This is a genomic window from Aminobacter sp. LjRoot7, assembly GCF_964252895.1.
Classification (GTDB): Bacteria; Pseudomonadota; Alphaproteobacteria; order Rhizobiales; family Rhizobiaceae; genus Aminobacter; species Aminobacter aminovorans_B.
Map to the genome: position 1 here is coordinate 208002 of NZ_CAXUPX020000006.1, position 24853 is coordinate 232854.

General features: G+C 64.7%; 22 protein-coding genes. 14 read left to right on the top strand and 8 right to left on the bottom strand.

The window, feature by feature from the left end:
• The first annotated feature begins 128 nt into the window (after positions 1 to 128).
• On the top strand, positions 129 to 1223 hold the full coding sequence (locus ACSQ3E_RS18360) for a fatty acid desaturase (protein WP_436123806.1): 1095 nt from the start codon (positions 129 to 131) through the stop codon (positions 1221 to 1223).
• 18 nt (positions 1224 to 1241) lie between these two features.
• On the opposite strand, the gene ACSQ3E_RS18365 is transcribed toward ACSQ3E_RS18360, so the two are convergent.
• From ACSQ3E_RS18365 to ACSQ3E_RS18375, 3 genes are all read right to left on the bottom strand, one after another.
• Positions 1242 to 1478, bottom strand: a complete 237-nt coding sequence (locus ACSQ3E_RS18365) for a hypothetical protein (protein ID WP_436123807.1) — start codon at positions 1476 to 1478, stop codon at positions 1242 to 1244.
• 43 nt (positions 1479 to 1521) lie between these two features.
• Positions 1522 to 2457 (bottom strand): Lnb N-terminal periplasmic domain-containing protein, encoded by a 936-nt coding sequence (locus ACSQ3E_RS18370; protein ID WP_436123893.1) that lies wholly within the window; start codon positions 2455 to 2457, stop codon positions 1522 to 1524.
• Between the two features lie 180 nt (positions 2458 to 2637).
• Positions 2638 to 3528, bottom strand: coding sequence for a LysR family transcriptional regulator (locus ACSQ3E_RS18375; RefSeq protein WP_310326171.1), 891 nt, complete (start codon positions 3526 to 3528; stop codon positions 2638 to 2640).
• A gap of 131 nt (positions 3529 to 3659) precedes the next feature.
• Here ACSQ3E_RS18375 and ACSQ3E_RS18380 point away from each other — a divergent pair, with 131 nt between their 5' ends.
• From ACSQ3E_RS18380 to ACSQ3E_RS18440, 13 genes are all read left to right on the top strand, one after another.
• Entirely contained in the window at positions 3660 to 4286 is a 627-nt protein-coding gene (locus tag ACSQ3E_RS18380) for an RraA family protein (RefSeq protein ID WP_310326169.1), read from the top strand.
• 47 nt (positions 4287 to 4333) lie between these two features.
• Positions 4334 to 5857 (top strand): ABC transporter substrate-binding protein, encoded by a 1524-nt coding sequence (locus tag ACSQ3E_RS18385; protein ID WP_436123808.1) that lies wholly within the window; start codon positions 4334 to 4336, stop codon positions 5855 to 5857.
• 72 nt (positions 5858 to 5929) lie between these two features.
• The gene (locus ACSQ3E_RS18390; RefSeq protein ID WP_310326164.1) at positions 5930 to 6847 is read left to right on the top strand and encodes an ABC transporter permease; all 918 of its coding nucleotides are present in this window, start codon (positions 5930 to 5932) and stop codon (positions 6845 to 6847) included.
• A 1-nt stretch (position 6848) separates the two neighbouring features.
• Entirely contained in the window at positions 6849 to 7748 is a 900-nt protein-coding gene (locus ACSQ3E_RS18395) for an ABC transporter permease (protein ID WP_436123809.1), read from the top strand.
• A 2-nt stretch (positions 7749 to 7750) separates the two neighbouring features.
• Positions 7751 to 9385 carry an ABC transporter ATP-binding protein gene (locus ACSQ3E_RS18400; RefSeq protein ID WP_310326161.1) on the top strand — a complete coding sequence of 545 codons (1635 nt, stop codon included), beginning with the start codon at positions 7751 to 7753 and terminating at the stop codon, positions 9383 to 9385.
• Position 9386: 1 nt separating this feature from the next.
• Positions 9387 to 9971, top strand: a complete 585-nt coding sequence (locus tag ACSQ3E_RS18405) for a chromate transporter (protein WP_310326159.1) — start codon at positions 9387 to 9389, stop codon at positions 9969 to 9971.
• A 3-nt stretch (positions 9972 to 9974) separates the two neighbouring features.
• Positions 9975 to 10520 carry a chromate transporter gene (locus ACSQ3E_RS18410; RefSeq protein WP_310326156.1) on the top strand — a complete coding sequence of 182 codons (546 nt, stop codon included), beginning with the start codon at positions 9975 to 9977 and terminating at the stop codon, positions 10518 to 10520.
• A gap of 126 nt (positions 10521 to 10646) precedes the next feature.
• Positions 10647 to 12545: a sigma-54-dependent Fis family transcriptional regulator gene (locus ACSQ3E_RS18415; protein ID WP_436123810.1), complete on the top strand. Its 1899-nt coding sequence runs from the start codon at positions 10647 to 10649 to the stop codon at positions 12543 to 12545.
• Between the two features lie 304 nt (positions 12546 to 12849).
• On the top strand, positions 12850 to 14652 hold the full coding sequence (locus tag ACSQ3E_RS18420) for an NAD(P)/FAD-dependent oxidoreductase (RefSeq protein WP_436123811.1): 1803 nt from the start codon (positions 12850 to 12852) through the stop codon (positions 14650 to 14652).
• Positions 14653 to 14791: 139 nt separating this feature from the next.
• Positions 14792 to 15757 carry a helix-turn-helix domain-containing protein gene (locus ACSQ3E_RS18425; RefSeq protein ID WP_436123812.1) on the top strand — a complete coding sequence of 322 codons (966 nt, stop codon included), beginning with the start codon at positions 14792 to 14794 and terminating at the stop codon, positions 15755 to 15757.
• Between the two features lie 88 nt (positions 15758 to 15845).
• The gene (locus ACSQ3E_RS18430; protein ID WP_436123813.1) at positions 15846 to 16250 is read left to right on the top strand and encodes a GFA family protein; all 405 of its coding nucleotides are present in this window, start codon (positions 15846 to 15848) and stop codon (positions 16248 to 16250) included.
• Positions 16251 to 16422: 172 nt separating this feature from the next.
• On the top strand, positions 16423 to 17940 hold the full coding sequence (adh, locus tag ACSQ3E_RS18435; RefSeq protein ID WP_436123814.1) for an aldehyde dehydrogenase: 1518 nt from the start codon (positions 16423 to 16425) through the stop codon (positions 17938 to 17940).
• A 159-nt stretch (positions 17941 to 18099) separates the two neighbouring features.
• Entirely contained in the window at positions 18100 to 18453 is a 354-nt protein-coding gene (locus ACSQ3E_RS18440) for a DUF779 domain-containing protein (RefSeq protein WP_436123815.1), read from the top strand.
• 81 nt (positions 18454 to 18534) lie between these two features.
• Here the strand turns inward: ACSQ3E_RS18440 and ACSQ3E_RS18445 are convergent, their stop codons facing one another.
• The 5 genes from ACSQ3E_RS18445 to ACSQ3E_RS18465 all read right to left on the bottom strand — a co-directional run bounded on the left by ACSQ3E_RS18445 (position 18535) and on the right by ACSQ3E_RS18465 (position 24840).
• Positions 18535 to 20559 (bottom strand): AI-2E family transporter, encoded by a 2025-nt coding sequence (locus tag ACSQ3E_RS18445; RefSeq protein ID WP_436123816.1) that lies wholly within the window; start codon positions 20557 to 20559, stop codon positions 18535 to 18537.
• A 195-nt stretch (positions 20560 to 20754) separates the two neighbouring features.
• The gene (locus ACSQ3E_RS18450; RefSeq protein ID WP_436123817.1) at positions 20755 to 22245 is read right to left on the bottom strand and encodes a sulfatase family protein; all 1491 of its coding nucleotides are present in this window, start codon (positions 22243 to 22245) and stop codon (positions 20755 to 20757) included.
• Positions 22246 to 22313: 68 nt separating this feature from the next.
• The gene (locus ACSQ3E_RS18455) at positions 22314 to 23288 is read right to left on the bottom strand and encodes an aliphatic sulfonate ABC transporter substrate-binding protein (protein ID WP_436123894.1); all 975 of its coding nucleotides are present in this window, start codon (positions 23286 to 23288) and stop codon (positions 22314 to 22316) included.
• A 32-nt stretch (positions 23289 to 23320) separates the two neighbouring features.
• On the bottom strand, positions 23321 to 24100 hold the full coding sequence (locus ACSQ3E_RS18460; protein WP_436123818.1) for an ABC transporter ATP-binding protein: 780 nt from the start codon (positions 24098 to 24100) through the stop codon (positions 23321 to 23323).
• Positions 24097 to 24840: an ABC transporter permease gene (locus ACSQ3E_RS18465; RefSeq protein WP_436123895.1), complete on the bottom strand. Its 744-nt coding sequence runs from the start codon at positions 24838 to 24840 to the stop codon at positions 24097 to 24099. Before ACSQ3E_RS18465 ends, ACSQ3E_RS18460 begins: the two co-directional genes overlap by 4 nt.
• Positions 24841 to 24853: the final 13 nt, after the last annotated feature.

Consider the following 24853-nt stretch of genomic DNA (forward strand, 5'->3'; position numbering starts at 1 on the left):
CGTGCAGCGGTGCATAGACGCTGAATACAGCTAATATGCCACGGTGGTACCACTAGCCACGGCGCGTGCCGCGCTTTATGGACAAATGGCGCGCTTGACCGAGTTGGCAGCGAGATTTCGGGGACTAAATGACGAAATTGATGTCGTCCAAGGCGGACGGCCTGCCCAAAGGGTCTGCCCAGAGTGCAGATCATGCGGCCGAAAAGGCGCTCGTTCGCCGGCTTGCATCACATTGCAATCGCTTTCGCGACCCGGACGACCGCCGCGCGGCGTTCGAACTGGCGGTGACGCTGATCCCTTTCCTGGTGATGGGAGCGGTACTTGTCTGGCTCGCAGCCTATGCCGGACCGGTGCTCGGCGGCTGGCGTTGGCTGGCGATGGTTGTGCTCGCGCCGGTCTGCGCCTCGTTCCTGGTGCGGCTGTTTGCCATCCAGCACGATTGCGGCCATGGCTCGTTCACCAGCTCGCGCATGGCGAACAAGACGATCGGCCGGGCGCTGAGCGTCTTCACCTTTACGCCCTACACGCTGTGGCAGAAGGCGCACGCCGTGCATCATGGCGGTTCGGGCAATCTCGACAAGCGCGGCATCGGCGACATCGATACGCGCACGGTTGCCGAATATGAGGCGATGACCACCAGCCAGCGGCTGATGTACCGGATCTACCGCAACCCGATCATCCTGATCGTCATCGGCGTGCCGATCTATTTCCTGATCATGCACCGGCTGCCCTACAACGACGCCATTCCGCGCGTCGAGGCATGGCGCAGCGCCGGCGGCCTCAACGTGGCGCTGGTGCTGGTTTATGGCGGGCTCGTGCTCCTGGCCGGCTGGGCAGTGATGCTGGCCGTGCTGCCCGTCGTCGTGATGGGTGCCTGGGCCGGCGGCTGGCTGTTCTATGTCCAGCATCAGTTCGAAGAGACGCGCTGGGATGCGGGCGACGCCTGGGACCTGCATGTCGCGGCGTTTGGCGGCAGCTCGTGGTATGCCTTGCCCGCTGTGGCCCAATGGATCACCGGCTCGATCGGCCTGCACCACATCCACCATCTGTGCAGCCGCGTGCCGTTCTACCGCCTGCAGGCCTGCTTCGACAGCAATGCCGAGCTTCGCGATGCCAGCCAGACGGTCAAGCTGACCTTCTGGAAGAGTGTTAGCTGCGTCAATCTCGCGCTGTGGTGCGAGGATCGCCGCCGCCTGGTGACGTTCGCCGAAGCCAGGGTCTAGCTAGCTCTCAGTTTTTCGTCAGCTCGAAAGCCGCCGGCGCCAAAGCTCGGCGGCTTCGCCCCGCGCCTCGGCTAAGGTCTTCTTCGGCTCCAGGGCCAGCAATGCGGCGGCCGCCGTGTCGACGACCGTGTGTTCGGCCGCCTCGTCCCGCGCCTTGCCGAACCAGACGGCGCGCCAGCCTTGCGAAGCTGGTCGAGGTCCGTCGGCAGCTCGGCCTTTAGCCGCCGATGCGCGGCAGCAGAACACGACGCGCAAGGTCGGAGTTTTCTGGGTCCGTATGATTTTCCAACGTCTAGGCTTATCGCGCTGGAAGCGGCTGCGGCACGCCCTCGCGGATCAGCCGCGAGAAGTCGGCGCCCAGCCCGACCGCCAGCGCGCGCTGGGCGATGTGGGCGCGGCTGCGCAGCTCCTGCACTGACAGGCGGGTGTCGAGCGCGCCGCGGTCATAGGCATATTCGGGCAGGTAGCCATTGACGATCAGGCGCCAGTCGAACGGGCTGACGTCACCGACGGCGCGCATCATCTTGAAGATGACGGTGGTGCAGTTGGTGGTGATCGAATTGTAGAAGCGCGGCGTCGCGGCCAGTGCGTTGGCATCGGCGACATAGCCGAGCAGCAGCGCCCGGGCGGCCGTCGGCGAGACGTTGAGACGGTAGAGCTGGACGTCCTCGCCGCGGACATTGGAGCGGACGCCGACGACGTCGCGCTCGTCGGCGGCGACGATGACCAGCGGGTTGGCCTTGAACAGGTCGGCGATCGGCGAGAACTGGCCGCCGTTCTGCCGGCGCACCTCGACCGACCAGGCGAGCTGGTCGCCGCCTTCGAAACCGAAACTCATGATGACATGGGCCATTTCGGGCCCTGCCCAGTAGGACATGAACAGGTCGAGCGTTTTGAGCTTGCTCAGGTCATAGCTGCGCGTCGTCCAGCGCTCGGTGAAGTCGGTATTGCTGCGCCAGTCGAAGTCACGGACATCGGTCAGCGTCAGCATGTCGCCGTCGCGCACGCCGGTGACCTGGCGGGACACATCGGGCGCGAATTCGGCGTGGTTGGACGGAACGATGGTGTTCCACCAGATGAGCACCGCGGCGAAGCCTAAGACGAACAGCGCCAGCGCATGCAGGCGCCATGGGGTGAACAGTGCGATGGCAGCGGCAATGCCGAGCAGGGCAAACAGGCCGGCGGCCAGTCCCCTGGAGATCTCAGGCACAGGCAGCCGATACCAAAGCGCCATCGCCGCCCAGGCGGTGGTGAGCGCGATGGCGACGACGAGGACGATTGCCGAAACGATCAAGCCCACACTGCGCAATGCCAACTCCGGTCGGGTTCAGTTCCATGCCTAGAACCGGGATCGCAGATCGGTCGGCTGGCGGCAAGGGCGGATCGTGGTCGACTGGCAGCGATTTGCATGCGCCTACTGCAGCCTGAAGTCGCAGATTTCGGCGCTGAGCGCCGCGACCTCTTCCGAGAATTGGACGTGGTAGTCGTTCCTGAAAGTGGCGAAGTATTCGAGGTTGGGCAGCTCCATCTCGGTGCGCACGACGCACAGGCGGCCGTCGGCGACCATGTTGCGGAAGAAGGCGTGCGGCAGGATGGTAACGCCCATGCCATGGGCGGCGAGATGGGCGAGCGCCACCATGTTGTTGCAGGAAATTGTCCGCTTGAACGGCAAATTGGGGTTGTCGATGACGCTGTGCAGGATCGGCCTGAGGATCGAGCCGGTCGTCTGGATCAGCAGCGGGTGTTTGGTGAGGTCGTTCAGCGTTGCGTTTTCCTTGCCGCCCAACAGCTTCGGGCTGCACATCCAGACAAGCTCGATGGCACCGAGCGGCGTGCTGACGAATTGCGGCTCCTGGATGACGCGCGGGCAGATGACGAAGTCGAGGCGACGGTCGACAAGGCGTTCGAGGAGCGACGCGGTGAGGTCGATCTCTGGTTCGAGCGTGATCATCGGATAACGGTCGAGGATCTGGGACAGCAGTTCGGGCAGCCAGGACAGCGCGACGAGGTCGGTGACGCCGAGCCGGAAGCGGAATGTCGGCACCGTCGATTTCTTGGCCAGCGAGTTGAGCCGGTCGTTCAGCCGCAGCATCTGCTCGGCGATGGCGCGGATCTCCTCGCCCTTGGTCGTCGGTACCGGTTTCCGCCCCGTGCGGTGGAACAGCGGCATCGAGAATTTTGCCTCGAGTTCGCCGATGCGCTTCGAGATCGTCGACTGCGCCATGTTCAGATAGTCGGCTGCCGATTCAAAACTGCCTAATGTGGCGACCCAGTAGAGCGCTTCCATCTGTTTGATCGTGAACATGAATCTGTCCTGATATGAAGAATAGCGATCGCTTCTGATGCATTAATATCGCTTTTCTTCAGGCAATGTCACTCCTATCCCTTGTCGAGACCGGAGGCCGCTCAGCGGCGGTCGCCAAGGGAGGAAGTTCAATGACCGTTACCGAACTGCCGTCCGCGACGCCTGTCGCGGACGAGCTTGTGAAGCAGTACGCCAATGTCGCGACTTCGATCATCAGCGACAATCTCGACCGCCTGCCGGGCGCCGTGGGCCTCGCGCCCTATCATTCCGGTGGCCAGCTCGTCGGAACGGCGCTGACGGTGCGGACGCGTCGCGGCGACAACCTCGCCATCCATGCGGCATTGCGCATTGCGCGTCCCGGCGACGTCATCGTCGTCGACGGTGGTGGCGACACCAGCCAGGCGCTGATCGGCGAGATCATCCTGGCCCATGCCGAAACCCTCGGCGTCGCCGGCTTCGTCATCGACGGCGCGATCCGCGACGTAGCAGCCATTCGAGCCGGCAAGCTGCCCTGCTACGCCCGCGGCGTCACCCACCGTGGCCCCTACAAGAACGGTCCCGGCGCCATCAACGTCGATGTCGCCATCGGCGGCCTCGTCGTTCACCCGGGCGACCTGATCGTCGGCGACGAGGACGGCGTCGTAGCCCTGTCGCCCAAGGTGGCGGCCGAGATCCTGCCCGGCATCCGTGCCCAGGAGGACAAGGAACGGCTGAAGCTGGAGGGCTTCAGGTCGGGAACGCGCCTGCGCGCTGTCTAGCAGCGACGGACTTCACAAAATCAACTAGAACTCGGGAGGAGTTTGAAATGAACGCATTCAGGAAATCCCTGCTCGGCCTGTCGACGGCCCTGTTCTTGTCGCCGCTCGCTGCGATGGCCCAGTCGGGCGATGCCGTGACCATCGTACTGCCGGGCGGACCGGACCGGCTCGACCCCTGCGAGACGCCGCGCTCGGTCATCGGCCGCATCATCAAGCAGAACGTCGTCGAGACGCTGGTCGAGCTCGACTACGCCAAACAGACGACAATTCCGCGCCTTGCCGAAAGCTGGGAGCAGACCTCGCCGACGACCTGGCGCTTCAACCTGCGCAAGGGTGTGCAGTTCCATGACGGCACGCCGTTCGATGCGGCGTCGGTGGTCTACTCGCTCGAGCGCACGCTCGATCCCAAGCTGACCTGCATCACCCGCACCAAATATTTCGGCGGCGTCGACATCACCGCCAAGGCGATCGACGAGAACACCGTCGAGTTCACGACGAAGACGCCGATGCCGATCCTGCCGACACTGCTGGCGCAGCTGGCGATCGCGTCCACCAAGACGCCGAAGGGCGAATACACGGCCGAGCCGATCGGCACCGGCCCCTATGACTTCGTCAGCTGGACGCAGGGCGAAAACGTCAAGATCAAGCGTTTCGACGGTTATTGGGGCGAGAAGCCGAAGATTGTCGACGCCACCTATGTTTGGCGCAGCGAGTCCTCGGTCGCAGCCGCGATGGTGGAAACAGGCGAAGCAGACCTCGCCTTCTCGATCGCACCGCAGGATGCGACCAACCCGGAGACGGACAAGGTCTACCCGAACTCCGACAGCGCGATGTTCCGGCTCTCCGCCGACATTGCCCCGTTGAATGACGTCCGCGTCCGCAAGGCGTTCAACCTGGCGATCGACCGCAAGGCGTTCCTCGGCAGCATCATCAGCGACAAGGCCGAACTTGCCACGCAGCAGGTTGGTCCGAGTGTGCTCGGCCACAATTCCAAGCTGGTGCCGTGGCCCTACGATCCGGAACAGGCCAAGGCGCTGCTCGCCGAAGCCAAGGCGGCTGGCATTCCAGTCGACACCGAGATCCGCATGATCGGCCGCCCCGGCATGTTCGCCAACTCCAACGAGTTCGTCGAGGCGGCTGCCGAGATGCTCCGAGCCGTCGGCTTCAAGATCAAGCTCGACAATCTCGAAATGACGCAGTGGCTGGAGGCGGCCAACAAGCCGTTCGCCGCCGGTCGCCAAGCCAACGCGCTGCTGACCATGCATGACAACAACAGCGGCGACGCCCAGTTCACGGCGTTCTTCAAGTATCACAGCGACGGCCGCCAGAGCGAAATCCACGACGCCAAGGTGGACAAGCTGATCACTGACGCCGGCATGGCGTCGGGCGAGGAGCGCGCCAAGCTCTACCAGGAGACCTTCCGCTACATCTACGAGGATCTGGTCGCTGACGCGCCGCTGTTCCACATGGTCAACTACATGCGGGTGGGCAAGCGCCTCGACTTCACGCCCACCATTGCCAATGCTGTCGAGCTGCAGCTGGCCAAGCTGGTGGTGAAGCAGCCTTCGTAACACCGGAACGGCGCCGGCCGCTCGCCGGCGCCACCCTTCCGTGCCAACCATGTCCGGCGGAGGAGGCGGAGAATGGGCAATTTCATCTACAAGAGGTCGCTGCAAAGCCTGCTCTCGCTGGCGCTGCTGATCGTCCTCGTCTTCTTCCTGGCCAGGCTGACGGGTTCGCCCGCCGACCTCTATTTGCCGCTCGACGCTACCGAGGAGATGCGCGACCAGTTCAACCAGCGCTTCGGTTTCGACGACCCGGTCTACGTCCAGTTCTTCCGTTTCCTGGGCGGCCTGCTGCAGTTCGATCTCGGCGAGTCGATCCAGTATTCGAAACCGGCCGTCGAGGTCGTGCTGCAGGCCTTCCCGACCACGCTGATGCTGGCGGCGATCACTATGCCGATCGTCATTGTTGTTGCCATCGTCACCGGCTCGCTCGCCGCCTTTCGTCCGGGCGGGCTGTTCGACCGCATCGCCAGCCTGATCTCGCTGATCGGCGCCAGCACCCCGAACTTCTGGGTGGCGATCGTCGGCGTGATCGTGTTTGCCGTCTGGCTGCGCGTGCTGCCGACTTCAGGAACCGGCACGCCCTGGCACTGGGTCCTGCCGATCGCCGTGCTGTGCCTCAGGCCGACTGGCGTGCTGGTGCAGGTGGTGCGCTCGTCGATGATCACCGCGCTGTCCTCCGCCTACGTCAAGACGGCGCGGGCAAAAGGCGTGCGCGCCAGGGCCATCGTCTTTGTCCATGCGCTGCGCAACGCGCTGCTGCCTGTCATCACGGTCGCCAGCGACCAGGCCGCCGGCATCGTCAATGGTGCGGTCATCGTCGAAACCGTGTTCGGGTTTCCCGGCATCGGCAAGCTGATGATCGATTCCGTGCTGTTGCGCGACTTCGCCGTCATCCAGGCCGCAGTGCTCGTCACGGCACTTGCCGTCTTCATCATCAACATCGTTGTGGACATCACCTATGCGCTCGTCGATCCACGCATCCGGCACAGCTGAGATGGCCAGGCCCGCACAGGCAGCGCCGTCGGCATTCCGCGACATCGCGTCGAGCCTGGCGCGCGACAAGGTGGCGCTGGTCTCCGCCGCGTTCCTCGTCGTCGTCATGGTCTGCGTCGTGCTCGGCCCGACGCTGCTCGCCGACCAGGCACGTGCCATGAACCTGATGCAGCGCAACGCTGCACCGTTCTCGCTCGATCGGCCTTGGCTCTACATCCTCGGCGCCGACGCGCTCGGGCGCTCCGTCCTTGCCCGCATCATCGTCGCGAGCCAGAACACCATGCTGATCGCCGGGACGGCGGTGCTGACCTCGCTGGTCATCGGCGGCGCGCTCGGCCTCGTCGCCGGCTTCAAGGGTGGCGCCATCAGCGCGATCCTGCTGCGCCTGGCCGATGCCATCATGAGCTTCCCGTCGCTGCTGCTGGCTGTCATCGTGCTGTTCGTGTTCGAGCCGGGTGTCGCCAATGTCATCCTGGTGCTCGCCATTTCGCGCGTGCCGATCTTCCTGCGCACGGTTCGCGCCGAAGTGCTGGAGCTGAAGGAACGGCTGTTCGTCACGTCGGCCCGGGCTATGGGGGCCTCGACCCCTCGCATCCTCTTTCGGCACGTTGCGCCGATGGTGATGCCGACGGTGATCAACCTCGCGGCGCTGGAAATGGCTTTCGTCATGCTCGTCGAATCCGGCCTGAGCTTCCTCGGCATCGGCATCCAGCCGCCTGAGATCACCTGGGGCCTGATGGTGTCCGACGGTCGCAACTACATCGGCTCGGCCTGGTGGGTGGCGTTCTGGCCGGGCCTTGCGATCATGCTCGTCACCATGTCGCTCAACCTGTTTTCGAACTGGCTCCGCGTCGCGACAGATCCTGTCGAGCGCTGGCGCCTGCAAACCTCGGCGGAATGACAATGTCAGAACCCAGCCTTCTGCAGGTCAAGAACCTCAGCATCCAGTTCCCGACGCGCAAAGGTGTCGTCCATGCCGTAAGCGACGTCAGCTGGTCGGTCGGCCAGGGCGAGACGCTGGCTATCCTCGGCGAGAGCGGTTCGGGAAAGAGCGTCAGTGCGTCTGCGGTGATGAACCTGGTCGACACGCCGCCGGCGGTGATCTCGTCCGGGCAGATCCTGTTTCGCGGACGCGACTTGCTCAAGGCGACCGCGGAGGAACGCCGGCTGGTCAACGGCAAGAACATTTCGATGATCTTCCAGGACCCGCTTGCGGCCCTCAATCCGGTCTATCCGGTTGGCTGGCAGATCGCCGAGACGATGCTTGTCCATGGCATCGACAGCGAAGTGGCGCGCCGGCGCGCCACCGACCTGCTTGGACGCGTCGGCATATCAGATCCCGAGCGTCGTGCGCTGGACTATCCGCACCAGTTTTCCGGCGGCCAGCGCCAGCGCATCATGATCGCCTCGGCGATCGCACTGCAGCCCGACCTGCTCATCGCCGACGAGCCGACCAGCGCGCTCGACGTCACGGTGCAGGCGCAGGTGCTCGACCTGATGAAGGAGCTGCAGCGAGAGAGCGGCATGGGCATGGTCATCATCACCCACGATCTCGGCGTGGTCGAGAAGGTGGCGGACAAGGTGGTGGTGATGCAGGCCGGGCGCATCGTCGAGGCCGGCGAGGTGGCGAAGGTGCTGTCGCAACCGAGCCACCCCTATACCCAGCGCCTGCTCGATGCGGTGCCGGGCCGCCACGGCTTCAGCGTCAACAAGGCTGCCGAGGCCGGGCCGACGCCCCTGCTCGAGGTTCGCAACGTCTCCAAGGTCTATTTCGGCCGGCCCAAGCTGTTCTCAAGCGCGCCGCAACCGCAGGTGCGTGCTGTCGACGACGCCAGCTTCAAGCTCTCGCGGGGCGAAACGCTCGGCATCGTCGGCGAATCCGGCTCAGGCAAGTCAACGCTGGCGCGCATGCTGCTCGGGCTCGACACACCTACGGCGGGATCGATCGATTTCGACGGCAAGGACCTGCTCAGGCTGTCGGCCGCCGAGACCTTCAAGGTCAGGCGGCGCATGCAGTTCGTGTTCCAGGATCCTACCGCCTCGCTCAATCCGCGCATGACGGTCCAGCAGATCGTTTCGGAGCCGTGGGCAATCCATTCGGGCGTGCTGCCGAAGCAGCAATGGGGGCAACGTGTCGCCGAGCTTTTGCAGAAGGTCGGCCTGCTGCCGGAACATGCCGAGCGCTACCCGCACCAGTTCTCCGGTGGGCAGCGGCAGCGCATCGCCATCGCCCGTTCGTTGGCGCTGCAACCCGAGCTGATCGTCTGCGACGAGGCGGTGTCGGCACTGGATGTCTCCATCCAGGCGCAGATCATCGACCTGCTCAAGGAGCTGCGGCGCGACATGGGGCTGTCCTACATCTTCATCGCCCACGATCTGGCGCTGGTTCGCGACTTCGCCACGTCGGTCATCGTTATGTACCAGGGCAAGATCGTCGAGCAGGGACCTACCGAGCAGGTCTATGGCGACCCGCAGCACGATTACACCAGGCGGCTGCTGGCGGCGAGCGAAGTACACCCAGGCGCACTGGCGGCCTGAGATGACGTCGGTTCCGGGTCCCGCAAAACAGACGCCGGCTTTGCTTTCGGCCAAGCCCGCGCCTGACCTGGGCGCGCTGTTCCTGACCTGTCTGAAGATCGGACTGTTGAGCTTCGGTGGCGGATTGTCAGGCTGGCTCTACCAGGAGTTCGTCTTGCGCAATGGCTGGATCAGCGACGAGGATTTCGCCAGTTCGCTGGCGATCTCGCAGATGCTGCCCGGCGCCAATGTCGTCAACCTGGTCATCTGCATGGGCGACGAGTTGCGCGGCCTGGCCGGCAGCGTCGCCTGTGTGCTCGGCTTCCTCGTCGGCCCGTTCTTCGCCGTGATCGCGCTGAGCGCCGTGTTCGACGCGCTGCCTGATGTCTCCATGCTGGAGGCTGCCTCGAACGGCGTGGCCTATGCCGCGCTGGGGCTGTTGCTGGTGATCTGCTTCAAGGGCGTACAGCGGACGATGAAGTTCCCGCCGGGGCTCGCCGTCATTGCTGTCGTGGCAACCGCCGTCGGCTTGCTGAAGCTGCCGCTGATCCCGGTGGTGGTCGTGGCAGCACCAATCAGCGTTGCCCTTGCCTGGCGCCGGAGCTGACCAATGCGCGATGACGACCTTGTCACCCTGATTGCGGTGTTCGTGCCGTTTTCGCTGCTGTCGATCGGCGGCGGCTCGGCGATCATCGCTGGTATCCAGCACGAATCCGTCGCGGTGCACAGCTGGATCACCAGCCGCGAGTTCATCGACCTGTTCGCCATCTCGCGCGCCGCGCCCGGTCCGGGAACGATGCTCGCCACCCTTATCGGCTGGAAGGTCGCCGGCTGGTGGGGCGCGTTGGCCGCGACCATGGCCCTGTTCCTGCCGTCGTCGCTGCTCTGCTACGGCGTCATCAAGGTGTCCAATGCCCACAAGACAAAGCGGTGGCACAAGGCGATGCGCGAAGGCCTTGCCCCCGTCGGCGTGGGGCTGGTCATTGCAGGTGTCATTTCCATTTTCCAGCTCGCCGGTGGCGGTCTGCTTGCAGCCGGGATAGCCGCGGCCTCGGCAGCACTGCTGCTCTGGATGCCGCGCTTTCCCACGGTCGGCGTGCTCGTCGGCGGGGCGGGGACGATGTTGCTCTGGGCACAGTTCGGAGCTTCTGTCTGACGGGGCTGGAGGTGTGTGCAGCCTGCTGCATCGGTTGCGTCCTTTACATTACCCACATGCCATGCAGTCATGTGGCATCAGGAGGAAATGGGAGGGCGGTGCGTTGGGAGGCGTGCCGCATTGCCGATGTTTTCGCATTCCGACCATATTCGCGAGATCGAAAGCGTCAGCCTCGGTGCTTCGACCGGGCGTGACGAGCAGGTGGTCAAGTCCTGGCTGCGCTGCATCGAGCAACATCGTCTCGACCCGACCCAGGCGTGTGAAGCCTATATCCTGCCCGATGGGGAACTGCGCGAGCATCGCCAGCAGTCCGAAGAGCTTATCGCCATCGCCCGCTCGGGTCTCGAAAACCTGTTCCGGCAGGTGGTGGGCCAGAACTACGTTCTGCTGCTGTCCGATCGCAAAGGTGTGACGGTCGAGTTTCTTGGTGACCCGCTGTTCGGCAACAATCTGCGCAAGGCCGGCCTGTATCTCGGTTCGGAATGGTCGGAGGCGCGTGCCGGAACCTGTGCCGTCGGCGCCTGTCTGGAGGCGGGAGAGGCCCTGACCATCCACCAGACCGACCATTTCGACAACACGCATACGCCGCTGTCCTGTACCGCAGCTCCGGTCTACGACATCCGCGGCGATCTTGCCGCCGTGCTCGACATCTCGCTGCTGAGCTCGCCGATCCGCAAGACCAGCCAAAATCTCGCTTTGCATCTCGTCGCGGCCACGGTGCGACGGATCGAGCTGGCCAATCTGATGGCCCAGACCCGGGACGAATGGGTGCTGCGCTTTGCCCGCTCGCCGGAGTTTCTCGACGTCGATCCGGAGGCTGCGATTTCCATCGATGGCGCCGGGCGCATCATCGGCATGACCCATGGCGGTGCCAAGATACTGGCGCGTTCGGTCGGGCTCGACTGGCGCCAGCCGGACGGGCTGATCGGCCAGCCGATCGCGCGCTTCTTCGACATGGAGATCGATGATCTGCCGGATCTCACCCGGCGGCGGCCGACCCAGGACCGCCTGGTCTTTGCCCGCGACGGCAACGCGCTGTTCGCCCATGCCATCGAGCCGCACCACAAGGTGCAGGCGCCGGTGCTGGCGCGCGAACAGATCCCTGTTTCGCTGCGCGGCCTGAGCGGCGGCGATCCGCAGATGGCGACGCTCCAGGCCAAGGCGGCGAAGCTCGCCGGCAAGCCGCTGCCGATCCTGCTCCAGGGTGAAACCGGCACCGGCAAGGAGTATCTCGCCAAGGCGATCCATGACGGCGCGACCACCAAGGGCAAATTCGTCGCCATCAATTGCGCCGCCATTCCGGAGCAGCTGATCGAAAGCGAGTTGTTCGGCCATCTGCCAGGCGCTTTCACCGGGGCCTCCGCAAAGGGGCGCAAGGGTCTGATCGAGGAGGCCGATGGCGGCACATTATTCCTCGACGAGATCGGCGACATGCCACTGGCCCTGCAAAGCCGCTTCCTGCGGGTGCTGGCCGAACGGGAAGTGCTGCCAGTGGGCGCTTCGCGGCCGAAGCCGGTGAACCTGAGGGTCATTTCGGCCTCGCACCGCGACCTCAGCTCGCTGGTGCGGGAAGGGCGCTTCCGCGAGGATCTCTACTACCGCCTGAACGCCGCGACGCTGTCCATTCCGCCACTGCGCGAGCGCCGCGACTTCGACTGGCTGCTTGATAGCGTCGTTGCCCGCCACCGGCCGGATGGCGAGGGGCTCGCGATTTCGCCGGCCGCACTCCTCGCGTTGCGCGCCCATGGCTGGCCGGGCAATATCCGCGAGCTCGACAATGTGATCGCCGTTGCGGCAGCACTTTGCCAAAACGGCGTGATCGAGCCTGGCGACCTGCCGGAGACGCTGACGTCGGCTGCAAGGGTAGCCGTGCGGCTCGATGACGCCAATGCCGGACCGGTGGCTCTGAAAGCGATACTCGGGGCCTGCGGCTGGAACATTTCCGAGACCGCCCGCCGCATGGGCGTCGACCGTTCCACCATCCACCGCCAGATCAAGCGCTACGGCCTGACCGCGCTCAACTGACCTGTTGCAGCCTGCCGCTGCAACAGCTGTGGCGTGCCGCAGGCGCGTTGCAACAGGGCGCGTCCGTCTTTTCCCCGTAAACCAAGCCTTTCCCTGATGCCGGCGACTTGGCACGGCACTTGCTGTCCTTGGATCGACTGGGATCGGAGGAAGCCATGTCGAACAGCCAGGGCCGCGACGTCCTGCTGAACGCTGCGGAACAGCCGGAGACGATCATCCGTCTCGCCGGCCGGGCCGCCCGGGATCGCGCGAAGCCGCGTGCGCTCGCCAATTGAACAATCATCGGCAATTCGGAGGAAAACACATGCTCGACGACAGCCCGCAGACCAAGATCGACAGCATTCTCGCCAAGCTGGAAAAGGCGCTCGCTGGTGGCAACATCGAAGCGGCGGTGAACCTGTTTCAGGCAGACTGCTACTGGCGCGACCTGGTGACGTTCACCTGGAATCTCAAGACCATGGAGGGACACGACCAGGTCCGCGACATGTTGAAGAGCCAGCTTAATGCGATCAAGCCGGGGCGCTTCCGCCAGGACGACAAGGAACTTGCCAGCCAGAATGATGGCATCACCGATGGATGGTTCGAGTTCGAGACGGCGGTGGCGCGCGGCTATGGCCATGTCAGGCTCAAGAACGGCCTCATCTGGACGCTGCTGACGACGATGAGCGAATTGAAGGGCCATGAGGAGCCGAAGGGCCTGCTGCGTCCGATGGGCGCCGAACACGGCAGCGATGCCAACCGCCGGACGTGGAAGGAAAAGCGCGAGGCGGAAGCGGCCGAACTCGGCTTCTCCGAACAGCCTTATGTCGTTATCATCGGCGGCGGCCAGGGCGGCATTGCGCTCGGCGCGCGGCTCCGGCAGCTCGGCGTACCAACCATCATCATCGAACGCAACGAGCGTCCGGGCGACAGCTGGCGCAAACGCTACAAGTCGCTCTGCCTGCACGATCCGGTCTGGTACGATCACCTGCCCTACATCCCGTTCCCGGAAAACTGGCCGGTCTTTGCGCCGAAGGACAAGATCGGCGACTGGCTGGAAATGTACACCAAGGTGATGGAGCTCAACTACTGGAGCTCGACCAGCTGCAAGTCCGCCAGCTACGACGAGGCCACACGCGAGTGGACGGTCGTGGTCGAGCGCGACGGACAAGAGATCGTGCTGAAGCCGAAGCAGCTGGTGCTGGCGACAGGGATGTCCGGCAAGGCGAACGTTCCCAAACTCCAGGGCCAGGACGTCTTCAAGGGCGAGCAGCAGCACTCTTCCCAGCATCCTGGACCAGATGCCTACAGGGGCAAGAAGGTTGTCGTCGTGGGCTCCAACAACTCAGCGCACGACATCTGCGCGGCACTTTGGGAAGGCGGCGCCGACGTCACCATGCTGCAGCGATCCTCGACCCACATCGTCAAGTCAGACTCGCTGATGGAGATCGGTCTCGGCGACCTCTATTCCGAGCGCGCGGTCGCCGCCGGCATGACGACGCGGAAGGCGGACCTGATCTTCGCCTCGTTGCCCTACCGCATAATGCACGAGTTCCAGGTGCCGATTTACGACAAGATCCGTGAGAAGGACGCCGCCTTCTACGAGCGGCTGGAGAAGGCCGGCTTCATGCTCGACTTTGGCGACGACGAGTCCGGCCTGTTCATGAAGTATCTTCGGCGCGGCTCCGGCTACTACATCGACGTCGGCGCCTGTGACCTGGTTGCCGACGGCCGGATCAAGCTGGTCAGCGGTGTCGGCGTCGAGAAGCTGACGGAGACCTCGATTATGCTCGAAGACGGGCGCGAGCTGGAAGCCGACCTCATCGTCTACGCCACCGGCTATGGCTCGATGAATGGTTGGGCCGCCGACCTGATCAGCCAGGACGTCGCTGACAAGGTCGGCAAATGCTGGGGGCTGGGCTCGAGCACGACCAAGGATCCCGGTCCGTGGGAAGGCGAGCAGCGCAACATGTGGAAGCCGACCCGGCAGGAGGCGCTGTGGTTCCATGGCGGCAACCTGCACCAGTCCAGGCACTACTCGCAGTACCTGTCGCTGCAGCTCAAGGCGCGCAAGGAAGGGATTGCAACCGAGGTCTACGGGTTGCAGGAAGTTCATCACAAGTCCTGACGTCGAACCAAGCTGGCCGGCGGGCGTCTGCTCCGCCGGCCGGCATCCCGCATACGCCTAAGGGCTAGTTGACCTGATCTGGGAAGCAGGCAACGACTATGCGGTACGGGAAATGGTGCAACCGCCGTCGGAGGAGAGGATGAGAGGCACCGCAGTCACCGAGCATGCCGACAAGGTGCAGGCTGCCTTGAAGTCGAGCGAGGCTGCGCGTTCGGCGCTCGTCGCATCCTGGCAGCGGTCGTCGCATCATCATCTCGATCCGACTCATCGCAGCCCGCCCAAACGCTTGACCGAATCCGAGCTTGTGTTCGCCCGGCAGCGCATCGAGCCGCTGATCGCGGTCGCCCAGGCCAGCCTCGACCGGCTCTACCTCGCCGTCGGTGGCGTCGGCTGCTGCGTGCTCCTGGCCGACCGCGACGGCGTGCCGGTCGAGCGTCGCGGCGCGCTGGCCGACGACGAGACCTTCCATGACTGGGGGTTGTGGACCGGCACCGTGTGGAGCGAGGAGAGCGAGGGCACGAACGGCATCGGCACCTGCCTCGTCGAGCAGCGGCCGCTGACAATCCATCGCGGCCAGCACTTCCTCACGCGCAACACCGCCCTGTCCTGCACGACCACGCCGATCTTCGACCACGAAGGCAAGCTGGCAGCTGCGCTCGACGTCTCGTCCTGCCGCGCCGACCTCACCGAGGGCTTCGTCAATCTCATCGCGCTGGCGGTGGGGGATGCAGCCCGGCGCATCGAGGCCGACAATTTCCGACTGGCATTCCCCGATGCCCGCATCATGCTGGCGCCGGTGGCCGAACGCAGCGCTGGCGCCTTGCTTGCCATCGATGCTGACGATCTCGTCATCGGCGCGACGCGCAGCGCGCGGCTGGCGCTGGGACTGACCTCCGAAAGCTTCGCCAAACCCATGCCGGCAGCGGACCTTTTGGGCGGCAGCGTGGTTGCGGAGAGAGAATTGCGCGAGGCTGAGCGGGCCGTATTGCAGCGGGCGCTTGCCCGCGCCGACGGTAATGTCGCGCTTGCCGCGCGCATGCTTGGTATCAGCCGCGCGACCCTGCACCGCAAGATGAACCGGCTCGACCTGCACCGCGCCAACTGACGATATCAGGACATGCTGACATTCTTCCTGACATGAGGATGGCAGGAGGGGCGTGGTAGATTGCGACCAACTCATCAAGGAGGACGTCGTGATCAAGACTTATCGGGGCAGCTGTCATTGCGGCAAGGTGCATTTCGAGGCTGACATCGATCTCGCGGCAGGGACCGCGCGCTGCAACTGTTCGATCTGCTCCAAGCGGCGGTCGTGGAACGCGCTGGTGAAACCCGCGCAGTTTCACCTGCTGTCGGGCGAGGATGCCATGACCGACTACGGCTTCGGCACCATGCAGGGGCATCACCTGTTCTGTTCGACATGCGGCTGCGCGCCGTTCAGCCAGGGACATGTCGAGGCAATCGGCGGCGACTTCGTCGCTATCCAGGTCGGCTGTCTCGACGACGTCGATCCGGACGAGCTTGCGGCAGCACCCGTCAATTACGGCAATGGCCGTGACAACAAATGGTGGGAGCCGCCTGCCATCACCTCCTACATCTGAGGCTTCCGGCACATCCTGCTGGCCGGCTGCCAGTGCGTTCGGCAGATGTGTCGCAGAACTGCGACACATCGCGGCCGGCCCCGCCTTCATCCCGGCTGACATCTGTCGAAGTCCCGGCAAGTCTGCCTCCCGACGCGCCGCATGACGCGGCGCTGCTTCTCGGGAGGAAGACATGAACAAGGTGGAATTCTCGCGCACAGCCAAGGTGCCGTTTGCCAAGCGTTATGACAACTACATCGGCGGCGCCTGGGTGGCGCCAAAAGCCGGCCGCTATTTCGAGAACATCTCGCCGGTGACCGGCAGGCCGCTGGGCGAAGTCGCCCGCTCCGACGCCGCCGACATCGAGGCAGCACTCGATGCTGCCCATAAAGCCAAGGACGCTTGGGGCAGGACAGCGCCGGCGACGCGCGCGCTGATCCTCAATCGCATCGCCGACCGCATGGAGGAGAATCTCGACCTGCTGGCGCTGGCCGAGACCTGGGACAACGGCAAGCCGATCCGCGAGACGACAGCCGCCGATGTGCCGCTTGCCATCGACCATTTCCGGTATTTCGCCGGCGCGCTGCGCGGCCAGGAAGGCAGCCTGTCACAGATCGACGACGATACAGTCGCCTATCATTTCCACGAGCCGCTCGGCGTCGTCGGCCAGATCATTCCGTGGAATTTCCCGCTGCTGATGGCCTGCTGGAAGCTGGCGCCGGCGCTGGCCGCCGGAAACTGCGTGGTGCTGAAGCCGGCCGAGCAGACGCCCGCCACGATCATGCTGTGGGCCGACCTGATCGGCGACCTGTTGCCCGAAGGCGTGCTCAACATCGTCAACGGCTTTGGCCTCGAGGCCGGCAAGCCGCTGGCATCGAGCCCGCGCATCGCCAAGATCGCCTTCACAGGCGAGACGACGACCGGCCGGCTGATCATGCAGTACGCTTCGCAGAACTTGATCCCGGTGACGCTCGAGCTCGGCGGCAAATCGCCCAACATCTTCTTCCAGGACGTGACGTCGGAGGACGACGATTTCTTCGACAAGGCGATCGAAGGCTTCGTCATGTTCGCGCTCAACCAGGGCGAGGTCTGCACCTGCCCGAGCCGCGCTCTGGTGCATGAGAAAATCTACGACAAGTTCATGGAGCGGGCGCTGAAGCGCGTCGAGGCGATCGTCCAGGGCGATCCGCTCGATCCCGCCACCATGATCGGCGCGCAGGCGTCGTCGGAGCAGCTAGAGAAGATCCTGTCCTACATGGACATCGGCCGCCAGGAAGGCGCCGAGCTTTTGACCGGCGGCGAGCGCGCAAACCTGCCGGGCGACCTTGCCGGCGGCTATTACGTCAAGCCGACCGTGTTCAAGGGCCACAACAAGATGCGCATCTTCCAGGAGGAGATTTTTGGGCCGGTCGTCTCGGTCACTACCTTCAAGGATGATGACGACGCGCTGTCGATCGCCAACGACACGCTCTACGGCCTCGGTGCCGGCATCTGGAGCCGCGACGCCAACCGGCTCTACCGCTTCGGCCGCGCCATCCAGGCCGGACGTGTGTGGACCAATTGCTACCACGCCTACCCCGCGCATGCTGCATTTGGTGGCTACAAGCAGTCGGGCATCGGCCGCGAGACGCACAAGATGATGCTCGACCACTACCAGCAGACCAAGAACATGCTGGTCAGCTACAGCCCGAAGAAGCTCGGGTTTTTCTGAGCCTTTTCCTTCTCCCCGCTTGCGGGGAGAAGGTGCCCCGAAGGGGCGGATGAGGGGCGGTTCGAGCCAGCAACGTCTGCGCTGCCCCTCACCTGCCTGCCGGCATCCTCTCCCCGTGAACGGGGAGAGGAGAGCTGGCCGCAACGTGGAACCCTGCCCATGTCCTCGCATCCTTCCCTCGACAAGGTCTCCGCCACGGCCGAGGCCATCGCCCTGCTCGACGAGATCATTGCCGAGCATGGACCGGTGCTGTTCCATCAGTCTGGCGGCTGTTGCGACGGCTCGTCGCCGATGTGCTACCCGCGCTCGGATTTCATCGTTGGCGACAATGATGTGCGGCTGGGCATCATCGGCGACACGCCGGTCTACATCAGCGCCTCGCAATTCGAGGTCTGGAAGCACACCGACCTGATCATCGACGTTGTGCCGGGGCGCGGCGGCATGTTCTCGCTCGACAATGGCCGTGAGAAGCGCTTCCTGACGCGCTCGACGATCTGCGTTACGTCGCCCTGAGATATTATCCGATAACGCCCAAAGCACTTTGGATGTCGATCAGCGGGCGTGCCGCGAGAGGTCGCGGGCAGGCGGCTGGCATCAGCCAGCCGGCGCCTTCGCCTTTGCCGCGGGCCTCTTGCGTGATGATGGCTGGCGGCGGACCATGCGCTTGGGGGCCTTCAGGGGGACCGGCGGCGTGTCCGACAGCGCGCCGGTCGCGGCTGAGGTCATGTCGTAGGCGACGAAGTCGGCATTCAGCTCTGCGGCGAGCTTTTCGGCATCACGGCCTGGCGTCTCGTCGGCCCAGAGCACGATGCCGACACGCAGGTCCTTGCCGGCCCGCTTGAGCCGGCGCACGACGTAGCGTCCATGGTTCAACGAGTCCGAGTTGAGGAAGCCGACGACCGCGGTCTGGAACGTGCCAAGCGGCAGGTTGCGGATGTTGGCCGGGTCAACGTCGGTGTGGCACGCGGTCGATGCAGAGGCGCCCTGAACCGTCAGGACCTGGGCGAGCATGGCGGCGGCGGCGTCGTCGAGATCGCCGCGGCCGCCTATGCACAGCACCGATTTTCCCGATCCGTCCGGCAGTTCGTCCTCTTCAGCGCTTTCGCCGGCCTCGGCGTCTTCCGCATCGAGGTCGTCGCCTTCCTCCGCCTCCTCGTTGGCGATCTCGTTCAGATTGGCGACGAGCGTCGCGGCACTTGCCGCAACCCGGCTGCGCTGCTCGTCGGTCAGCGCACCGCGGGCACGGTCGCGTTCGCCGAGCAGCAATGCCGGAATGGCCACGTTGCCGTAGAAGTCGACGAGGTATTCGGTCTCAAGCATCTCCTCGGCGTGGTCGGTTGCCTCCTCCGGGTCCCCAGCCAGCAGGCGCTGGTAGAGGCGTTCCTTGGGATCAAGCACCGGTTCGTTGCCGAACAGGACCTCGAGAAAGGCAAATTGTGGAACGTGCTTTCCGAGCACGACGAGGCAAACGGTGAGCGGCGTGGACAACACCAGACCGACCGGGCCCCACAGCCAGGTCCAGAAGATCGCGGCGACGATGATGGCCAGCGGCGAAAGGCCCGTCCTGGAGCCATAGAGCCATGGCTCGATGACGTTGTTGATGATCAGTTCCATGACAATGAACAGCGCTGCCGCCCACAGCACGAGCGACCAGCCTGGTGCCACCGCCAGGGCCAGGAACAGCGGCAGGATCATCGCGATCGCCGGGCCGATATAGGGCACGAAGCGCAGCACGATCGCCAACAGGCCCCACAGGACCGCGTTCGGTATGCCCAGCAGCCAGAGACCGATGCCTATAGGGACGCCATAGGCGACGTTCACGACCAGCTGCATCAGCAAGTATTGCCCGACCCTGCGGCCGGCATCCTGAAGCGCTTCGGTTGTTCGATGCAGGTCGCCATAGCCGACAAGGCGAATGAAGCGGTCGCGCAGATCTTCGCGCTCCAGCAGCATGAAGATGACGACGACGATGACCAGGCCGGCGGTGGCGAGTGGGCCGATCAGCGGCAGGATCAGGTTCTTGAGGGTTTCGATCGGCCGCTGGGGCGTGAAGATCTCGACGAGAAGCGGATCCGGCCGCGATGGTTGCCTCGGACCGACAGAGGTGCCTTCGGGCTTGTCGATTTCCTGTCCGACACGCTCGATGACCCCGCTCAGCCTGTCGATGATGCCTGTGCCGTCGCCGGTTTCCTTGAGCGAGCGCACTTTCTCGAGGATGTTGGACTGATAGGTCGGCAGGTTCTGGGCAACTTCGCCGATCTGCGACGCCACGACGAAGCTGAATATGGCGACCATGCCGAAGGCGGCCATGACGCAGGCAATGACCGAAGCCAGCCTGGGCACGCCGAGCCGGCGAAGCCAGCTGACGATCGGCGCGAGCGCGAAGGTCAGCAGTATGGCGATCGCCAGTGGCAGCAGCACGTCGCGCGCGAAATAGAGGATGGCGACCATGGCCGCGGTGGCGGCAAAGGTCGGCAATGCAGTCCTGGCAGCAGGTTGCAATGAAATCTGGCCTGCCAAGCCCTGGCTTTTCCTGATGTCGACCACCTGAAGTCTCCTGGCCTGCCGACGGGACGTCAGCCTGGCATCACCACATGGTGCGCTCGCGGAGCGCAGCATGTGGTGATGCCGTCAGGAATCATAGTCGTCGCAGAACATAAGTCTTGGCAATGGCCCGCGGTCGCTAGGCGGCAAATGTGGCTCGCTCTGGGGATGGCCGGCAGGGCACGCAGGCGGCGTGGTCGCGCATTGCCCGCGCGACGCAGACTAGCCGTCCTGAAAACAGGGCGACTAGTTGCGACGATCGGAACATCTCTAGCGTGTCGTTGCCGTTCTAGCCTGCGGTGCGGGATGACGCGTCTCAAGCTTGGCGGCATGGTGGGCGCGGTCGGTTGCCCGGAGGCGTTCGAGATAGGCCGGCAGTTCGCCCTTGCAGTGATAGGGGCCGCCCTCCCGCAGGACGGTGACCAGCGGGTCGACATCGGTTTCGCTGCGGGCGAGCGTGGTTGAGCGCCAGTCTTCCAGAAGCTTGCTCGCATGGGCGACGATGTCGGGCCGCTCGACGGCAAGGTCGTGCTGTTCATGTGGATCGTAGGTCAGATTGTAGAGCTCGACCGGCTCTAGATCCTTGTAGCCGTCGTGATAGGTGCGCAGCATCAGCCAGTCGGCGTTCTCGCTGTGGAAGCGCACGCCGCGCTGGACCGCCCATGCGCCCTGCGACAGCACCAGAAACTCGCGGCCGCCGTCCTGGCCTGCCGCCAGAGCAGGCGCAAACGACTTGCCGTCCCAGACGTCGGGCACCTTGCCGCCGAGCTTGTCGATCAGTGTCGCCGCCCAGTCGAAGTGATAGTGCAGGCCTTCATTGATGCCGCGCATGTCGACGGCACCGGGCCAGCGCATGACCAGCGGCACGTTGCAGGTGTATTCGTCTGCTGTCTGGTGGTCGGCCCAGACGTTGAGCTCGCCCATGTTCTCGCCATGGTCGGCGCCAATGACGATGATGGTGTCCTCGAACAGGCCGAGCTCCTTCAGCGTGGCGACCAGCATGCCGACATGGTCGTCGGCATATTTGACGCCGGTATCGTAGCCGTCGAACCAGGCCTTGGCCTTGTCGAGGTCGTCGATCGGCACCGGCATGCGGGCGTAGCCGGAAGGGTCGGCGTCATAGCCGCGCGGTTCCATCGGGCTGTGCGGGCCATAACCCTTCATCTGCTCGGCCAGAACCTCCCGCGTCATCCAGGACGGGATCGGATCGTTCTTGAACGGGTCGCCGAAGCTTTCCGGCACGCGGTAAGGCGTGTGCGGGTCCCAGACGTTGACATGCAGGAACCACTTCTTCGACTTGCCGTTGCGGCGCAGCCAGTCGATCGCCACCGGCACGACGTCGTCGGCGTTCTCCATGCCGCCCTGGCCCGGGTTGAACATCTCGTTGAAGCCGGCATACCAGTGCCAGCAGCCATGACGCTCGCCGAAGGAGGAGATGGTCGCGGTGTGGTAGCCGAGGTCGCGCAGGGCCTTCATCCAGCCTTCCTCGTAGAAGGTGCCGGCCCAGGCGCGCGATTCACCTTCCCGGAACGGCTCGCAGGCGGTGCCGCCATGGCCGACGACGCCGGTCCGCAGCCCATGCCGGCCGCTCCACAGGGCGGTGCGCGAGGGGTGGCAGGGCACGTCGGAGACGTAGACGTTCTCGAAGCGGATCCCTTCGGCGGCCAACGCATCGATCACGGGCGAGGTGTTGCGGTGGTAGCCGTAGCAGCCGAGATGGTCGCGGCGCAGGCTGTCGATGTCGATGTAGAGAACGTTCATGGGATCACGCTTGGATGGGAGTTGTCAGGAACGCCTCGCCGCCTGGGCGGCGAGGCAAGTTGGCTCGATCAACCGGCGTAGAGATCGCCGAGGTAGTAGTCTTTCGGATCGAGCGGGTCCTTCAGCTTGCCGAAGGCGACAAACTGTTCGTTGAGGCCCTTGAGCCAGCCGGCAACGCTGCCGTCCTTGGTGGCGGCGATCAGTTCGGCGCTGGTCAGGTACTTGCCGTTCTTGCTCTCGGTGACCAGCGGGTCGGCCGGCACGCCGAGGAACTTGGCGGTGATCTCGACCGAGCGCGGCACATCGGCGGCGCGGAAATCGTTAGCGTCCTTGAGCACGGCGATCATCTTCTTCACCGTGTCCGGATCCTGCGCGGCAACCTCGTTGCGCGCGACGAAAGCCGAGGGGAAGGAGTTGGCCGGGAAGAAGTCGGCGCTCTGGGCAACCTCGACAAGGTCTGGCACCGTCTTCTTGATGACGCCGACGAGCGGGTACCAGATGCCGGCGCCGTCGATCTGCTTGGAGGCGAAGGCCGAGACCACGGTGCTCGGGTCCATCTTGATCACTTCGACGTCGGAAAGCTGCATGCCGGCCTTGGCGAGCGCAAGGCGCAGCAGCATGTCGCCCGACGTGCCCTCGGGAACGCCGACCTTCTTGCCCTTGAGATCGGCCATCGACTTGAAACTGGCCTGTGCGATGACGCGGTCGGACAGGCCGAGTGCGTTCATCGCCACGATCTTGGCCTTGCCCGAGGCCGGCAGCCACAATGCGCCGGGCCCGACATAGCCGAAATCGAGGCTGCCGGCGCCGAGTGCCTGGACCTGGATCGGACCGTTGGTGAACACCTTGAGCTCGGCCTCGAGGCCATGCTTGGCCCACAGGCCCTGGTCGCTGGCGATTGCCGTCAGGCTGGTGCCGAAATAGTCGGCGATGTAGCCGACGCGCACCGGCTTGGCCTGGGCGCTGGCAGGGCCTGCGAATGACAGCACCGCGGGGACTGCGAGCGTGCTTGCGGACGCGGCGAGAAAGCCGCGCCTGGTCAGGTTGATCTTCATTGTATTCCTCCCTTTTGGTGTCAGGCCTCGACCTGCGGCTTCTGGTGGTAGACCGAGTGCCAGACCTGGTTGCGTATTTCGGTGAACTCCTTGGACAGGCGCACCTCCTCGTTGCGCTCGGCCGGCAGGTCGACAGGTATGATCTTGTGCAGACGACCCGGACGGGCGGCCATGACGATGACGCGGTTGGCGAGATAGACCGCCTCGTCGACGTCGTGGGTGATGAAGAAGACGGTGCGGCGCTCGCGGCTCCAGGTGTCGAGCAGCTGGTCCTGCATGTGCACCCGGGTCAGCGCGTCGAGCGCGCCGAAGGGCTCGTCCATCAAAAGCATCGTCGGGTCGACGGCATAGGCGCGGGCAATGGCGCAGCGTTGCTTCATGCCGCCCGACAGCGTCTTGGGCAGTGCGTCGGCGAAATCGCGAAGACCGACAAGGCCGATGAAGTGGTCGGAGATGCGGCGGCGTTCGGACGCCGGCAGGCCCTTGATGCGCAGGCCGAACTCGACGTTCTGGCGCACGCTCAGCCACGGAAACAAGGCGTATTGCTGGAAGATGACACCGCGCTCCGGCCCCGGGCCATTGACCGGCTTGCCGTCGACCAGCACCTGGCCGTCGGAGACGCCCATCAGGCCGGCGGCGATGTTCATCGCCGTCGACTTGCCGCAGCCCGATGGGCCGACGACGGTGACGAACTCGCCGTCGGCGATGTCGAGGCTGAGCCGGTCGAGGGCGAGGAACGACTTGTCGCCTTCGCCGAAGCGGCGGCTGACGTTTTGGAAGGAAAGCTTGGGCTGGCTCATTGGGCGCGCTCCTGCCAGCTGGTGAGGCGGCGTTCGGTCGCCTGAAGCAGGCGGTCCATGAGAAGCCCCAGGACGCCGATGGTGATCAGGCTGACGAAGATCGTCGGCAGGTCATAATAGAGTTGGGCCTGCTGCATGCGGAAGCCGAGGCCCGATTGCGCCGCGATCAGCTCGGCTGCCACGACAGTCGCCCATGCCGAGCCGAGGCCGATGCGCACGCCGACGAGGATGAAGGGGATCGACGCCGGGATGACGACGCGCGGGAAGATCACCCTGTCTTTGGCGCCCAGCACGCGGGCTGCGTTGATCAAGGTGCGGTCGACGCTGATGACGCCCTGATAGGTGGCGACGACGCAGGACAGGAACGACGCCAGGAAGATGACGAAGATCTTGGGTGCCTCGTCGATGCCCATGGTGACGATGGCGAGCGGTATCACCGCCAGCGGCGGGATCATGCGGAAGAACTGGACATAAGGCTCGATCAGGGCGCGGGCGATCTTGTACCAGCCCATCAGGAAGCCGACGGGGATGGCAAGTGCTGCGCCCAAGATGAAGCCGGTGAGCACGCGCTTGAGGCTGGAGAAGATGTCGAGCGCGAGCTGGCCGTTGGCGGCAAGCTCGACGGCGCGAACGAAGACCTCGTGCGGCCCAGGCAGAACGACGAGGTTGGCCGCCGTGATCGCCCACCAAATGGCGAGGCCGAAGAGGAAGGCCAGCGCGTTCAATGCCAGGCCGGGCAGGTGTGGCCCGACG

Excerpts from the sequence above, each read along its gene's own strand:
- ACSQ3E_RS18440 (WP_436123815.1), top strand. The coding sequence starts at position 18,100 with ATGTCCTCGCATCCTTCCCTCGACAAGGTCTCCGCCACGGCCGAGGCC.
- ACSQ3E_RS18385 (WP_436123808.1), top strand. The coding sequence starts at position 4,334 with ATGAACGCATTCAGGAAATCCCTGCTCGGCCTGTCGACGGCCCTGTTC.
- ACSQ3E_RS18450 (WP_436123817.1), bottom strand. The coding sequence starts at position 22,245 with ATGAACGTTCTCTACATCGACATCGACAGCCTGCGCCGCGACCATCTC.
- ACSQ3E_RS18445 (WP_436123816.1), bottom strand. The coding sequence starts at position 20,559 with ATGCTGCGCTCCGCGAGCGCACCATGTGGTGATGCCAGGCTGACGTCC.
- ACSQ3E_RS18415 (WP_436123810.1), top strand. The coding sequence starts at position 10,647 with ATGTTTTCGCATTCCGACCATATTCGCGAGATCGAAAGCGTCAGCCTC.
- ACSQ3E_RS18400 (WP_310326161.1), top strand. The coding sequence starts at position 7,751 with ATGTCAGAACCCAGCCTTCTGCAGGTCAAGAACCTCAGCATCCAGTTC.
- adh (WP_436123814.1), top strand. The coding sequence starts at position 16,423 with ATGAACAAGGTGGAATTCTCGCGCACAGCCAAGGTGCCGTTTGCCAAG.
- ACSQ3E_RS18375 (WP_310326171.1), bottom strand. The coding sequence starts at position 3,528 with ATGTTCACGATCAAACAGATGGAAGCGCTCTACTGGGTCGCCACATTA.
- ACSQ3E_RS18360 (WP_436123806.1), top strand. The coding sequence starts at position 129 with ATGACGAAATTGATGTCGTCCAAGGCGGACGGCCTGCCCAAAGGGTCT.
- ACSQ3E_RS18460 (WP_436123818.1), bottom strand. The coding sequence starts at position 24,100 with ATGAGCCAGCCCAAGCTTTCCTTCCAAAACGTCAGCCGCCGCTTCGGC.
- ACSQ3E_RS18425 (WP_436123812.1), top strand. The coding sequence starts at position 14,792 with ATGAGAGGCACCGCAGTCACCGAGCATGCCGACAAGGTGCAGGCTGCC.
- ACSQ3E_RS18405 (WP_310326159.1), top strand. The coding sequence starts at position 9,387 with ATGACGTCGGTTCCGGGTCCCGCAAAACAGACGCCGGCTTTGCTTTCG.
- ACSQ3E_RS18395 (WP_436123809.1), top strand. The coding sequence starts at position 6,849 with ATGGCCAGGCCCGCACAGGCAGCGCCGTCGGCATTCCGCGACATCGCG.
- ACSQ3E_RS18380 (WP_310326169.1), top strand. The coding sequence starts at position 3,660 with ATGACCGTTACCGAACTGCCGTCCGCGACGCCTGTCGCGGACGAGCTT.
- ACSQ3E_RS18370 (WP_436123893.1), bottom strand. The coding sequence starts at position 2,457 with ATGGCGCTTTGGTATCGGCTGCCTGTGCCTGAGATCTCCAGGGGACTG.
- ACSQ3E_RS18410 (WP_310326156.1), top strand. The coding sequence starts at position 9,975 with ATGCGCGATGACGACCTTGTCACCCTGATTGCGGTGTTCGTGCCGTTT.
- ACSQ3E_RS18390 (WP_310326164.1), top strand. The coding sequence starts at position 5,930 with ATGGGCAATTTCATCTACAAGAGGTCGCTGCAAAGCCTGCTCTCGCTG.
- ACSQ3E_RS18420 (WP_436123811.1), top strand. The coding sequence starts at position 12,850 with ATGCTCGACGACAGCCCGCAGACCAAGATCGACAGCATTCTCGCCAAG.